The sequence below is a fragment of the Paenibacillus illinoisensis NBRC 15959 genome, assembly GCF_004000925.1.
Classification (GTDB): domain Bacteria; phylum Bacillota; class Bacilli; order Paenibacillales; family Paenibacillaceae; genus Paenibacillus; species Paenibacillus illinoisensis.
In genome coordinates this window covers 209,561-224,179 of record NZ_BIME01000006.1, presented here as the reverse complement: position 1 = coordinate 224,179, position 14,619 = coordinate 209,561, and the positions used below count along the sequence as shown (strand labels likewise).

General features: G+C 45.4%; 13 protein-coding genes. 3 read left to right on the top strand and 10 right to left on the bottom strand.

What is annotated here, in order from left to right; translation table 11 throughout:
- Position 1 precedes the first annotated feature (1 nt).
- From PIL01S_RS16630 to PIL01S_RS16620, 3 genes are all read right to left on the bottom strand, one after another.
- The gene (locus PIL01S_RS16630; protein ID WP_127538459.1) at positions 2–733 is read right to left on the bottom strand and encodes a hypothetical protein; all 732 of its coding nucleotides are present in this window, start codon (positions 731–733) and stop codon (positions 2–4) included.
- Positions 734–1,097: 364 nt separating this feature from the next.
- On the bottom strand, positions 1,098–1,664 hold the full coding sequence (locus PIL01S_RS16625; RefSeq protein ID WP_127538458.1) for a Uma2 family endonuclease: 567 nt from the start codon (positions 1,662–1,664) through the stop codon (positions 1,098–1,100).
- A 78-nt stretch (positions 1,665–1,742) separates the two neighbouring features.
- Positions 1,743–4,064, bottom strand: a complete 2,322-nt coding sequence (locus PIL01S_RS16620; protein WP_127538457.1) for a beta-L-arabinofuranosidase domain-containing protein — start codon at positions 4,062–4,064, stop codon at positions 1,743–1,745.
- A gap of 201 nt (positions 4,065–4,265) precedes the next feature.
- Between PIL01S_RS16620 and PIL01S_RS16615 the strand changes: the two genes are divergently transcribed.
- A complete protein-coding gene (locus PIL01S_RS16615; protein WP_127538456.1) occupies positions 4,266–5,033 on the top strand; it encodes a helix-turn-helix transcriptional regulator in 768 nt (255 codons plus the stop codon).
- Positions 5,034–5,192: 159 nt separating this feature from the next.
- A complete protein-coding gene (locus tag PIL01S_RS16610) occupies positions 5,193–5,705 on the top strand; it encodes a GNAT family N-acetyltransferase (RefSeq protein ID WP_127538455.1) in 513 nt (170 codons plus the stop codon).
- 128 nt (positions 5,706–5,833) lie between these two features.
- On the opposite strand, the gene PIL01S_RS16605 is transcribed toward PIL01S_RS16610, so the two are convergent.
- Positions 5,834–6,877 (bottom strand): 2,3-butanediol dehydrogenase, encoded by a 1,044-nt coding sequence (locus PIL01S_RS16605; RefSeq protein ID WP_127538454.1) that lies wholly within the window; start codon positions 6,875–6,877, stop codon positions 5,834–5,836.
- A 131-nt stretch (positions 6,878–7,008) separates the two neighbouring features.
- On the opposite strand from PIL01S_RS16605, the gene PIL01S_RS16600 reads away from it, so the two are divergent.
- Positions 7,009–7,920 carry a LysR family transcriptional regulator gene (locus PIL01S_RS16600; RefSeq protein ID WP_127538453.1) on the top strand — a complete coding sequence of 304 codons (912 nt, stop codon included), beginning with the start codon at positions 7,009–7,011 and terminating at the stop codon, positions 7,918–7,920.
- 195 nt (positions 7,921–8,115) lie between these two features.
- On the opposite strand, the gene PIL01S_RS16595 is transcribed toward PIL01S_RS16600, so the two are convergent.
- The 6 genes from PIL01S_RS16595 to PIL01S_RS16570 form a co-directional block, all read right to left on the bottom strand.
- Positions 8,116–8,865, bottom strand: coding sequence for an endonuclease V (locus tag PIL01S_RS16595; protein WP_127538452.1), 750 nt, complete (start codon positions 8,863–8,865; stop codon positions 8,116–8,118).
- Between the two features lie 69 nt (positions 8,866–8,934).
- On the bottom strand, positions 8,935–9,798 hold the full coding sequence (locus tag PIL01S_RS16590; RefSeq protein ID WP_127538451.1) for a prohibitin family protein: 864 nt from the start codon (positions 9,796–9,798) through the stop codon (positions 8,935–8,937).
- A 637-nt stretch (positions 9,799–10,435) separates the two neighbouring features.
- Positions 10,436–10,768, bottom strand: coding sequence for a hypothetical protein (locus PIL01S_RS16585; protein WP_127538450.1), 333 nt, complete (start codon positions 10,766–10,768; stop codon positions 10,436–10,438).
- A gap of 19 nt (positions 10,769–10,787) precedes the next feature.
- The gene (locus tag PIL01S_RS16580; RefSeq protein ID WP_127538449.1) at positions 10,788–12,113 is read right to left on the bottom strand and encodes a WXG100 family type VII secretion target; all 1,326 of its coding nucleotides are present in this window, start codon (positions 12,111–12,113) and stop codon (positions 10,788–10,790) included.
- A 301-nt stretch (positions 12,114–12,414) separates the two neighbouring features.
- Positions 12,415–13,767 (bottom strand): amino acid permease, encoded by a 1,353-nt coding sequence (locus PIL01S_RS16575; RefSeq protein ID WP_127538448.1) that lies wholly within the window; start codon positions 13,765–13,767, stop codon positions 12,415–12,417.
- Between the two features lie 213 nt (positions 13,768–13,980).
- On the bottom strand, positions 13,981–14,448 hold the full coding sequence (locus PIL01S_RS16570) for a GNAT family N-acetyltransferase (RefSeq protein ID WP_127538447.1): 468 nt from the start codon (positions 14,446–14,448) through the stop codon (positions 13,981–13,983).
- Positions 14,449–14,619: the final 171 nt, after the last annotated feature.

The following is a 14,619-nucleotide window of genomic DNA, read 5'->3' as shown; positions in this document are numbered from 1 at the left end:
CTCACTGTCTGTATAATTTGGTGTGCTTGATTAACTGATCAATGTCCTTCATACAGGGCATCTGTTCAATATCCCCGGCTTCAAAGCTGTCCAGGCGTGATATTTCCAGCAGCAGCTGATCGAGTTTGAGCAGTATTTCTTCATTGGTATGGAGCGAATCTTTCACATAGGATAGATAGTCGTTATATACTTTGGTTTTTTCCTGGAATAATTTTGGCGGTATCTTGGAGGATTTGGATTTCATCAGGGCGGCGTATTCGGCTTCATCGAACACATGGAGTCTATTCAGCACGCTTCGAATGTTGAGATACAGCAGCTTCTCCACTTCAAGCGTGACGGAGGCAAATTTCTTATAACTCAGCTCCCCCGGATCGAACCGCTGGTTCAGCACGTTCAGGAGCGTTTCTTTCTTTTTCTTCATCCGGTTTAGTTGGGACAATCCCAGCGTGATATCTTCTTCAAGCACTTTAATGCGTCTGTAAAAAGACAATGCTTCTACATAATCCTCATGGGTCTCGATCTGCTTGACGGGCAGGACCACCGGCTGTCTAAACAGCAGAGTGTAACTTCCGTAAAAGAGGGCCATCACACTCCCGAACAGCAGGGTGACGGACAGCGCAGTGGAGAAGGCTTCACCCCGGAAGCCAAGTCCGATAAAGCCTGGCGAAAATAACAGAACATTGATGACAACGATGCCGAAAATCAGGCTCAACCATTTTATGTATTTGGTCATGTAACAAGCTGACCTCCTTTCTCGCTATATGATGGACCAATTGTCGATATTTACCACTAAGGTATATCACTCATTGTACATGATGCTGTCTCATTCAGGTCGATGAATGTGGATATTCATAATATACGTGGCCCAGGCTCATCCCATTTCATCTCCATGGACACGTGGACAAATTTTGTAATCTCATAACAGCAGGTACAATTCGGACGAAGAAAAACATGGATTATCCGGTAACGGAAAAAGAAAGATTTACAGGTAATACGTGGAATATGGAGATTGCGTGTCATTTTTTATATAGGACGAGCCGGAAAAAGAAATCAAAAATACTCCGGGCACAGGGCACCGGAGTAACTTAAATAATATTCTATTCCAGCCTGAACAGCTGATGAAAGGGTATCGCCAGATCCGGGAACAGTTTCGATTGAATCGTCTGATCTTCCGTATACAGCCTGCGATCTTGATAGCTTCCGTCCTCTAGCGTATATACATGTACCGTCTGGTTGCCAGGATCGACAATCCAATATTCATTCACACCATATTTCTGATACAAATTAAATTTCTCGTTAAAATCCTTTAAGGCAGTCGAAGGAGACAATACTTCTATAATTAAAGACGGTGCACCGTAACAGCCATTTTTGGAGATTTGGTCCTTGGAACAAATAACTGACAGATCCGGTTGTACAACATGATCAGGTGCATCGTATTGTTCATTTTCGCTAAAATACACATCGAAGGGTGCAACAAACACATAGCATTTTTGGTTCTGCAAAAAAGTTCGCAAGGAGAAATGCAGCTCGCCCACGATAAATTGGTGCATAGAGGTCGGTGCCGGGGACATATTATAGGCTTTGCCATTAATGAGTTCCCATGTTCCTTCCCAGGTCAGCCAATCCTGAAAGCTATAGATACCTTTGTTATCCGGTTTTGCCACACATTCAACCTCCCTGATCCCTAATCGACTTTGTCCTCATTATACCATTGTGTTTGCTGATTTCCATGCGCTGCCGTTTTATGAGATCACGGATTCCGGCTTGCTTCGGGTTGTACGCACCTCTACGACTTTTCCTGCACACCCACGATCACCAATGGCCTGGAATGTTACTGTCACACTGTCTTTACCGGAGGTAACCGTCTCAGGAATATCATAGGTGGCATAGAACACTTCACCAATCTTGTTCATATGAATTCGCTGCTCACCGACTACGGTTCCATCTACCACAATGTTGAACTCTCTGGCATACCTCGTTCCTTCGCGTTCAAATGGTGAATGATCCCCGCCCCAGTAGCCGACGCACAAAACATTGGTACCTGAACTTTCCACGGCCAGTTGGTAGCTGAAATATGCTCCGCTGACGCCAAAGGCTTCCCGCCACATATGCAGCCTGTTGCGGCTGTCCGTGTACGAACCGTTATGGTGTTCTGCTCGGCAGTTGCTATCCAGATGATGCCCGATCTCATCCTGCTGCCCATCCGGCTGCACCCTGTCGATCGTAATATCATTCAGCTCTTTCTCCAGCGCATCACCTTCATCGTTAAACGGCCAGTATACCGTATAAAACTCATGATGCACATCGTAGAACGGAATCAGCTTCACGGGTTCGCCCGTAGACGTAACATCCTTGCTAAGTTCAAACGTTAACGTACCCGCATCCACGACGCTGATCCACTCCCGGACATCCTCCTGCTCCGTCCAAATCACGGGTACCGGGGCCGTCTTCGGATTCAGGGCTGTCTCATCCACAATGGTATCTTCCGGCAGCCCTTCGCTTCCCAGAGCGCCCGCGAGCACAATGGGTCCATACAGGAAGGCGACTTTGTGGGTATCATCCCTTGACGTGTATCGGCTCAGCGACATCGGCAGGGTGATGGTGACGACATCCCCGGCGGACCATGTGCGCTGGATGGAGAGATAGCCGGCTTCCATCCGTGTATACGGATGGGCCGCATCCCCGTTGACGGTTGCCGTCATTGGCTCCTGCAGCCATGAAGGCACGCGTAGTTTTAGATTAGCCGAGGCGTTGCCTCCGGTGATCGTCAGGGTTACCTTTTCCGAATAAGGAAAGTCGGTTTCAAGCTTCAGGGATAGTCCCTGTGACGTCCAGTCCAGCCCGGATGCGATATACAGGTTCACATACAGATCCTGTTCATCTTCGAAATAGATGGCCTCGGCATATTTGCCCGGGTTCTCCATCCCTGAGCCTGTGCAGCACCACCATGCAGTATCATGTGTCCCGTAGATTTTGTAATGGCCCTGGAGGGTTGAAGCAAAATATGTTTTGTTACCTGTATCAGGGTCCTGCGTGCCCAGGATGTGATTGTAGATAGCGTTCTCATAATAGTCCATGTAGGCACTGTCCGGGTTCCAGGCAAACAGCTGCTTCGTCAGATGCATCATGTTGTGGGTACAGCAGCTCTCTCCGGTTTTGATACCCAGGCTCTCCATGCCCTTCGCTTCATAATGTTCCGCGATGCTCGTGGCACCGAACACATAGGAGCGATGATGAATCGTTGTGTCCCAGAAAAACTCAGCGGCCGTCCGGTAGCTCTCGTGCGAATGATCCTGATTATAAATTTCGGCTGCTCCGATCACTTTGGGAATCTGAGTATTGGCGTGCTTGCCTTGAAGGTCGTCCTGCTTATGTTCCAAGGGTCCAAGGATCAACTGATGGGTAAACTTGTTAGCAATCTCAAGGTATACGGCTGTGCCCGTGATGCCATACAATTGTGCAAATACCTCATTCATGCCTCCGTGCTCACTTTGAAGCATCGTCTGCATCTGTTTTTCTGTCATCGGGAGCACTCCTTCTACCGCCCAGTCTGCAAACCGAGTAACGACTTCAAGTGCCTGACCGTTGCCTGTCCGTGTATAGGCGTCAATCAGGCCACGATAGATTTTGTGCACGCTGTACCATGGAACCCAGTATTCGCCGATATTGAATCCACCGATATGTTCGGCCCGGAATGCGATATGGAACGCTTCTTCCGTCAATCCGCCGATATATCCGCTGCCTGTTGCCTGCTGTATTCCCGCAAGCTCGGTGACGGCATAGTCCAAAGTTTGTTTGAGTGTCTTGTTGCCTGTCGCCTGATACGTCACAGCCAGAGCAGACAGATAATGCCCCAGGGAATGTCCGCTGATCGTCCGCGCTTCCCAACCGGCATACCGCTCCTTCTTCGCGGTTAATCCGTGTGCCTCGTAACATGGGGCCAGGAACCGATCGATGTCCAGCGATAACAGGTACCGTTCCCCGACCTCTTGGGATGTTTGGAAAACCCCATTTAACAAATGCACGTGTTCGGGACCCAAAAATCCCTTTTTCGTTTCAATCATGAACTATGCTCCTCCTCATTATGTAATGATATGATGACTTTTAATATCTTTTCTGAAGCATGTGAAAGGGTAAAATCCGTGTTTCCATTTATACGTTGCATGATTACTGCCTCATATCCATCCTTGATTATCCACATGTTATCAAATAAAATACAACTACATCAGACTCATAATCCAAGAAAAGGTGGATAAATCCGTCTTATGCAAAAGCCACTCCAATATTATCTGTGCGGCAAGTTCATTACGGAAGGCAATTGGACACATATGAAGCGGATCATGCCTGTGCATGAGATCATTTTGATGCTGGAAGGCGAGATGTATATTGCGGAGGAAGATCGGTATTACGTGGTTCGCGCCAATGATCTTCTGTTTTTGCGAGCGGGGCATACCCATTATGGTTACCAGATAAGCGATGCTCCTGTCAGCTTTTACTGGGTTCACTATGACACCTTGGCTGAAGGGTTCGATCGTTATCCCACACATGTGACCATCCCGGTACCCTCGACGGCCAATCAGCTGTTCAAGCAGCTGCTGCATGTCTCGTCCTTCTCCCCCGAAGAGGCAGAAGCGGCACTTCTGCTGCTGTTAAAGGAGTTGGAGCGAAACGCGGAGGCTGGTTATCGCCCCCATAATGCGGTCGTTGACCATATCTGCAAGTGGGTTGATATTCATCTTCATACGGATATCACGGTTAGCAGGATTGCGGAGCATTTTAATTTTAACAAGGACTATATCTCCAAAATGGTGAAACGCGAAAAAGGCATCGGCTTGAAAACGTACATCCTCACCCAGCGAATCAACCGGGCCAAACAGCTGCTGCTCAATACCAATGCCAGTGTCAAAGAAATTGCCGGACAATGCGGATTCACGGACTACAAGCTGTTCCTCCGCATGTTCAAGCAGTATGAAGGCAATACGCCAACGGAATACCGCAATAATCTGTATTCCACCCAGCTCAATCGTTTATAATTGCTGGATTCGTATGAGAAGTGAAGATGATGGCATAGACTTACTCATAGAAAATCATACGTAATCTATAGAACATTTTGATTATTCCGATAAATTTAGTTGTGTTAAGATGTGAAATAACTGTATTTCATCCACCCCATTTCAGAAGGAGAAATTGAAATGACGACAACGGCAGTCACGATTCAACCCGCTTCAGAAGCTGATCATAAAGGGATCATAGATATCCTCATTGCAAGTTACGCAGAATACAAGGATACCTTTCAGGATCAACAACGTTGGGAAGCCTATGTGAAAGACATCGAGGAATCACTGGATAATCCCTACCTCACACAATTATGGGTCGCCAAAGTGGACGATCAGATTGTGGGGACCGTGCAATTGTTCGAAACCGCACACAATGCTTATCCCAATTTTGAACTCCCGATTGATTATCCGTTCATTCGTCTGCTTGGCGTGGATCCTGCGTGGCGGGGTCACGGTATTGCCCGGGAGCTCCTTCGTCAGTGTGTTACATCTGCCAAGGACATGGGCAAAAATACGGTGTATCTGTTCACGGGCGGGCAGATGACGAATGCCATCCGATTATATGAACGTTTTGGCTTTGTGGAGGATGAAGAATTCAGTACACGCAGCAGCGGCGGCAACGCCATCTGTTATCGTTACGATTCATGATTCATATGAGAACACATGCTATTAAGCGCAAGTGATAAACCTCAGTTCAATTAAGTGATAAGATGAAAAAAGGCCACTCATCCGAGTGGCCTTTACTATTGGAAGATGCGGCAATGTAACACTGCTTATTAACCGCCGATCTCTACCAAAATTTTCGCATGACTCTTGTCGCTCATCAGCAGTTCCAGTCCTTCTTCCACGATGTTATCCAGTTTGATTTTCTTCGTAATAACCTGTTTCACATCGAGTGCTCCTTCAGCAATGAGAGAGATAACTTCAGGGAAAATGTGGCGATATGCCAGTGTGGCCGTCAGGTTCGCTTCCTTCACCAGAAGATCGAAGAAGTTGACCTGCAGTGGGTTAGGGATGGCTGCAATGACAACCACTTCTCCGCCTTTTTTGACTACTGCTACAGCGCTATCCATCGTAGGTTGTACACCTGCTGCTTCATACGCGACATCAATTCCGCCAGATTGCTCCAGGATTACTTCCGTTGCATTCACTTTGGCGCTGTTCACCGGAATGGCTCCCAGTTTAGCTGCCAGATTCAGGCGTTCCTCGAACACGTCAACCGCATAGATCGTGGAAGCTCCTGCCGCTTTGGCGGATAGAATGGTCAACAGTCCAATTGGACCCGCACCATACACAGCTACCTTCTGTCCCACTTTCAGCTTGCTGTGGCGAACGGCATGGAAGGCTACCGCTGTAGGCTCAACAAGTGCACCTTCTTCAAAAGAAACATTGTCTGGCAATGGGTGCACCATATATGCTTCGACAACAACATACTCGGCAAAACCACCATCCCCATTCAAACCTACGAAGCCGAATTCGGTACACTGATTATAGCGACCCTGGATACAGTATTCGCATTTACCGCAATGATACAATGGCTCCACCACAACACGGTCTCCTATGTTGATACCGCTTACATCCCTTCCCAATTCACTGACCGTTCCGGCGAACTCATGGCCCAATGTCAATGGTGCCTGCTGACCTGAGAGCGGATGATTCTCACCTTCCTGAATTCCTACACCATGATGATAAGCATGCAAGTCACTGCCGCAGATCCCCGCATATTCCACTTTAATTTTGACTTGTCCGGATCCAGCGACCGGAACTTCACGTTCTTCCACTCGAACATCTTTATGGCCGTACCATACTGCTGCTTTCATGTAAATCCATCCCCTTTAGTTGAGCTTATAAATAGCTTGTCTATGTATTATATCGCCGTTCACTTATTATTCATATTTATAGATACTAATGTTAATATTAGTAGCAGTAATGTTAAAACGGAGATGAACCCATGAATCTGGAACAGCTTGAATATGTCGTTGAAATTGCCAAAACCCAATCGTTTTCCGCCGCCTCGGAGCACCTTCATGTTACCCAATCGGCCATCAGTCAGTCTATCCATCGTCTGGAAAAGGAGCTTGGCCTGGTCCTGTTCGAACGCTCCCGGCAGGGGACGCACCCCACAACAGAAGGCAAACAATTCATTGCCAAGGCGCTGGACATTTTGCAGCGGGTCGATGAATTGAAATCGCTGAATGTGGAAGCATCCTGCCTGACAGGGGACCTGCATGTAGCGACTTTTCCCAGTGTCATGCACTACCTTGTCCAGACCACTGCCGATATGAAAAGGGAGCATCCTCTACTGAACATTTCCATAGAAGAGAAAGGTTCCATGGAGATTATCGAAGATATCCGGAACAACAAGGCACACCTTGGCTTCATTGCCATTTACACGAAACAGCTGCGTGAGTTTGACGGACTGCATTTCAGCCCCATGTATTCCGGTAAACTGGTTGTAGGCACCCATCACCAGTCTGATCTGGCCAAGCTGAATCGGGTGACGCCGGATCAATTGAAGGAGCATCCCCTCGCGCTGTACCGCGATGGCTTCATAGAAGATTTCATTAAGGATTTCAGATACGATTATGGATCATTATCCATCCTCTTCAAGACCAATAATTCGGAAGCGATCAACACGGTGCTTAGAAACAATATAGCAGCCAGCATCGGTCACGATTTCTCTTTCTACCAGAACACATTGTGGAAAGAAGGCCTTGTGAAGATGGTTGAGATTGCCTCCATTGACCAGCCCAAGATGCAAATTGGCTTCGTACAGACCGAGTCCAAGGAGGTTGCCGTTGCCGCCGAACGGTTTGCCCAGAAGTTCAGACAGGCGATCGAGCTGGATTATTTCAAGAGTTAATGGATTTGAGGATATCTTTATCTGTTCGTCTTGGTTCACACCAAAAAAGGCACGCCGTTACTGGATATGTCTCGCTTCACATCAATTACTGTGCCAGCTTCAATTGGACGGAACTTGTCGCAGCCTGCTTGAGGTGAAATTGTACGCTATAGTGCAAATAAAAAAACTCCAACGTTTGCGTCAGAGTTTTCGGTATTATTCGTCGTATGATCCACCCTTGTCGCCATTATTGCTGTCCAGTTGTTTCAGTGCAGCCCGGTGCTTTTTCGTTTCCAAATCAGCTTGTCTTACAGGGATAGGCAATCGGCTTTCTTTGTTAATTAACGCCAGGGTCACTTCTGTAGCCGTATTGATATCGATCCCATTGCCACAGGAGACGAAGATCGGTTTAACCTGTGAATGCGTTCGCAGTGCACGCCCATAGACTTCACCGTTAATCACAATATCCGTGAATGCACCCGATTCGCTTGCTGGCATCTCATAGTCCTTGTCTTGAATTCGGAGATAACTCTTGGCGATGCCGATGGTAGGCTTGTTGAGGTAAAACGAAGCATGTGTGGCGATCCCCATATGCCGAGGATGCAGATAGCCGTTTCCGTCAAACATGACCAGATCCGGATCATTCTCCAGTTGGCCTATCGTATCCAGAATGAGCGGCAGCTCCCGGAAGGACAGATACCCTGCGATGTAGGGCACCTTGATCTCATCCTGCAAGGACTTCGTTTCCACAATCTCATGGGTAAAGTAGTCCACTACACAAATGCAGCACACCGCAAATGTACGGTCTCCATCCTCCCAGTATGCCAGATCCACTCCTGCCACCAGATGGACATCCTCCTTGTTGAAGCTGTTCTGCAAGTGTATTCTTGTCAGCAATTCCTGTTGGATCTGATCAAAGGTTTCTTCGTTAAATGATTTAGGGGGCAAAATGTTAAGTTGATTCAATGGGCACCTCTCCGTTGGATTTGTTAAGGAATATTTGTATCACAGTAGGGGAGAAAAACTCCCCTTCATTTATTTTACCTCTTCTGTCTTTGCAGCTGCAGTTGGTAACTGAATCATTGGCGTATTGGAACCACTGACATATGGAAGCACACCGTCCCACTTCTTAATCGTTTCGTATTGAACAAGTTGGCTTGTAAGTGATTGTTGAAGCTCTTTATTTGCTTTGGCTTGACCTTCTGCTTCGATCAATAGTTTGTCTGCGTTACCTTGTGCTTCCACACGTTTACGTTCTGCCTCTTTCTTCGCAATTTCAAGCTCAGTCGTTTTACGTTCCAGCTCTTGAGATGCCTCGACTCGTTTATCTATGGCTTCTTGGGTTTTTGCATCTGGTTGAGGAACACCAACGGTCACATTGGATACAATGAAACCCAGTTCTTTGACATCGTCTGCGAAACGTTGTTGAACGTCTACGCCAGCCTCGGATGATTTTTCTCCATATACATCAATTACAGTAAATTTAGAAATACCTTTCCGGGCTGCATCACGAAAACGTGTTTTCAGATATGTATCTTCAATTTCCTGAATGCTAATGGGTCCAAAAGTATTAAAAATCGAAGACACTTGGCTTGGTTCTACTTGATAGTTGTAAGCAAAATCGATTGTGATGTTTTTTCCGTCAGACGTAGCAATCTGAATATCCTTGTATTCAACGGTTTGAATTCGAATTGGATATTTGGTTACCTTATCAAACGCACCAACCAACTTCCATCCCTGACTCAGCGTATTATCTTTTACTCCTCCATTTGGTGAATAGACAACGCCAACATAACCGTTAGGAATTCGTGTCACAAAAAAGCTTACCAATATTACTCCCACAATAATCACTAAAGCTACTGAGATTGCTCCTACCTTAAACGTCTTTAGATTCTTCATTTACATTCTCCTCTTGTTTGAATTTATTGTATCTTTTTAACACTCTCCTACCTACCATATTGAATAGCGGGAACATTAATGACCATAGAATAAATGCTAAGATAAAGACTAAAATTATTCCTCCAATGAATGGCATACTCATCCTCCCTCTAGGGTTGTATCCAAACACAAACTTCATCATTACGTAGCAACTCACACTTTTAGAATTACACTTCTGCTTAAACTCTCCCCCTGCTAATCCTTCATAACCTAACTTTATTAAAATAATGTTATTACATCCGTCTCTCCCTTCTCCCAATCGTTAACTAAAATAATTAATTCTTCTAAATATATACTTCTAATTTCATATCTGGTTTCAATGATCTCTAAAGGCTCTTGCTGCCAAGTCTCTCCACCTCACTTTTCAATATAGAAAAGACATGAAAGAGCAAGTCCACGTTGCCGCCTGATCTCGACTCTCTGAGCCATTCCTTTGCACAAAAAAAACATCCCGGCATACATGCCGAGATGTTCGATCCAGTGCAGCTCGGTGCACCAACTTCCGTTGGATCTGACCAAAAATTACTTCGTTAGATACTTCAGGGGTTAAAATGTTAAGTTGATTCAATAGGCATCAAATTCTCTAGAGAAAACTGATCTACCATTCTAACTCTTCGAGCAAATTTATAATCATTTTTTGATCAAATTCACTGAGCGATTGATAACTAGATAGCTCAGAAGGCGCTTTTCCTAATTTTATCAGTGTGGCTATTGCAAGGTCTCCCACCTTATAATAACCTAATAACTTATCTGAGGATTCCCTTCTGGACGATAGCTCCTCCAACTTTCTCTGCATGCTATTAGTGTCTAATTTTTCTTTGCCAATATAAGTCATTACATGATACAGAACGATTGGATTCTGCTCATTTAGTAATTGTTGTAACTCTTCAACTGAACATTTTCCTTCTTCGATTTTATTAATTAAATTCATTTATGATCACCCATCTAGTTTATTTTAAGTGACTAGTTAACGTTTTTCTTTCTCTTAAATAATTCTCAAATAGAGTATTCGCAATGTCATTCCGACCCAACTCTTCGGCTATTTTGATTTCTCTCATATATGCATTCAATTCCATTTTAACACGATTTATTGTTTGAAAATGATAACTCATACCCGGAAATCCCTTATTCATATCGTCTAGATAATGTGTGTATTCATGGATAAGTGCCCCAATTGAAGCATCTTCATTTATAATTAGTTGTCCAGGGCCACCTCTTTTTGGGGAATAAGCCATATCCTCGCCTCTATGAATCACTTCGACACCATTTGATTCCAAATTATCAATAATTTCTTTCCACTTTTCGGGATGAGACTCCCTTCCTGGACCCAGAACTACTTTTAATGGATCATCTGTATCTTTTCTAAACATATCTATTTTTTCTTCTGTTTTATCAACAATTCCCCTTTCCTTCTCTACAAACTCATTAAACTTAGATGATTCTCTCGCCTTTTTACTCTCGGCAATATTGTCCAATACTCGCATGCGGGGATCCTGAAAGCCATTAAATCCACCCGTCATTTGTCCTGTACCCGATGGACGTGTGAACGAATTTATTTTCACGCCCCCTCCTGAAGATGTCAGTAGATTATGCGGTTTGATCATAGAAGAGGCATATCCGGTACCAACCATCAGCCCTCCCATACCAATCATATTCGCCCAGTGTTCGCTGGACCAGGCATTGGTTGGCATAGCAGCCCCCCTAATCGTTCCATGAATACCGAATGTAAGCCAGTTTGCTGTATCATTGGGAGAGTTAAATGCCTTATCCGCCCGGTCTACATATCCCTGAATCAGTCCACTCGGGATACCGAACGTCCAGTAATCCAGAAATCCCCCTACACTATCATAACGTTTTTGATATCGATCGTCCGCAGATTGCATAAATGCACGACCCAACTCGGCCAAGCTGTCAGCTGATTTTTGGAATGCATTACGGTTGTCCGTTGCCGGGGCCCTACATTCATCCGGCGGTGGCGGTGCACACCTCGAATCATAAGATTGCACTGCTTGCTGATCTGCAAGTCTGAATTTTTCTGCATGTCCTTCGAGTTCTTTGGAAATCGACAGAGATAATGAAACAAAGTTATCCATTATCTTTTGTGCAGCAACAAAATTAACATAAAACTTTTCCTTTGTGCTTCCATCCCACTGTCTTTCGATCTCGAATAAATGTTGTTTCAAGATACTATTCATCTGAAAAACCTGGCTCTGTGCGACTGCAAATTGTTTAGAAACAGATGATAATTGTTCAGGTGTTACCTTTATCGTCGTCATATGATACCTCGTTCAAAATATGTATTACGTTGTTATAAGAATCTGTAGGCATGAAATATTTAATTGATTCAAATATACACTTGGCCTTCTATTATAAAATGGAACTACATTATTTCGTAGAGACTGCTGGTTTATTTCCATAGTTCGTATTACCCCCAATATCTCCCAAATGCAACAGATCGTCCTCTTATACTCTGAGCTCATTCCTTTGCACATAAAAAAACACCCCGGCATGAATGCCGAGATGTTTGGTCCATGTAGAGGTCCACACCTCTACTCTTCAATTTTACTTCTGCAAACCTTAAACTTCCTGTCCATTCGACTTCCTGAACCGAATCAGGGACCAGATAATCAATACGGCAAGGACACCGAGGCAGATACTGATGCTGAACCGATTGCCCTCATCAAATATGAACATCACCGCAATTACACCAAGCGCCAGTACGGCCAGTCCGGTTACGTAAGGGAATCCCCAGACTTTGAATGTCGGTGTGACCGGGTATCTCTTCCGCAATTTTAACTGGGAAGTGGCAATGCAGATCCATACAAGCATCACGACGAACCCTGGCACTGCGAGCAATACGCGGAACAATTGATCCTGAGCGAACAGTCCAAGCATGGAGCCTCCGAGCAAAATAACGGAACAAACCAAGAGTGTATTTACCGGACTGCCGCTCCGATTGGTTTTGGACAGTGCTTTGGGAGCCTCACCACCCAGCGCCATGGAATGAAGCATCCGGGATGCGCCGTAGATGCCGGAATTTGCAGCCGATAGGACGGCAGTCACCAGAATAAAGTTCATAATATGCGCTGCACCAGGTAGACCTGTGGAAGCCAGCACTTGTACAAACGGGCTGCTCTCCGGCCCGAGCTCATTCCACGGAATCAGACCACAGATGATGAGAATCGGCAGCGTGAAGAACAAAATAATTCGGAGCATGAAATTTCCCACAATTTTCGGCATGACTTTGTCCGCATTTTCCGTCTCCGTCAGTGTCAGACCAATGAGTTCCGAGCCTCCATACGAGAACATAACGACCAGCAGCGCGGAGAAGATCGATGACCAACCATTCGGGAGGAAACCTCCGGCTTGTGTGTAATTTTGCAGATAAGGTGTGTTATCACTTGGAATAATGCCAAAGATCAATGCGGCACCCAGGATGATAAATATAATGATCATGGCAATCTTGATGCCCGCCAGCCAAAATTCAAACTCACCGAACACCCCAACACTCAGCAGATTGACGAGTATAATAAATGCCGCGCACGCCAGACTCAGCATCCATAACGGCACTTCCGTGAACCAATATTGCAAGAAGCTCCCCGCAGCGATCACCTCAATGACACATACGGATAACCATAGGAAACAGTACATCCACCCCATTACAAAGGATACCCTGCTGCCAAAGGCTTCCTGCACGAAGTCTTTCATGTTTTTGTTTTTATAGACGGTAGCCATCTCCGCCATCGCTGCCATTACAACCAGCAGTAACAGTCCGGCAAAAATGTACGTTAAAATAACACCCGGACCTGCGAGTCCAATCGTTTCGGCGCTGCCTTTAAAAATTCCGGTTCCAATGACACCGCCCATGGCCATGAAGCTGATGTGTCTTGGTTTAAGCTTTTTCTGTAATGTTCCTTCTGTCTGAGCCAATTCAAGTCCTCCTGATGTCAACAACGTCTGTAATCTTCACTCAAGCTTTTATAACATAATTTCCAGTATACCCTATTGTTCATGTCTCAGCACAGAGATTCGTTATGGCAAATTCATTCAATTCACGTACCCACGTCAAAAAACCAGAACCCTGTCAAGACAGAATCCTGGTTGATTACCCTTTTGTAAACGAAATTGAAACAACGAGGAGGACTATTCGAGCGGTGATAAGTCCTTCGTCATGAATGCACTATTCGGGTCCAATGTATAATCTGCAAAAGGCTCGCAGTATTCGAATCCGAAGTCTTCATACATCCGGCGTGCCGGGATAAACGAATCCATTGATCCAGTCTCCAGGCTTATCCGTTTGTATCCCCGGCTTTTGGCAACCTCAATAATATGTGTAAGGATTTGTCTTGCTACGCCTTTTCTGAGATGAGCCTTGGCTGTACGCATTGATTTCAGTTCGGCATGCTCGGCGCTCAATTCCTTCATGGCTCCACATCCCAGCAATTCTTCACCTTCCCATGCGCACCAGAATGTAATCTCAGGTTTCTTCAACCCATCCAGATCCAATGCATGAATGCTTTCCGGCGGCGAATCTTCGGCCATGCCAAGCAAATGTTCTGCGATTAACCCCTGAACCTGATCCCCACTCAAATCATCCACTCTGATCTCCATAACAACCACTCCTGCCAACAATTTTGGTGTGTTCCATCGCTGTTTTTAAACTATATGATTTCATCTTACTACCGTGGCAGGTTTACTGACAAGGGATTAAGAAAACCCACTGAAAAGTGTATTGTGATCCCCTAAAATTTCCAGTATGATGGGGCTATCTGATTTTCCAAA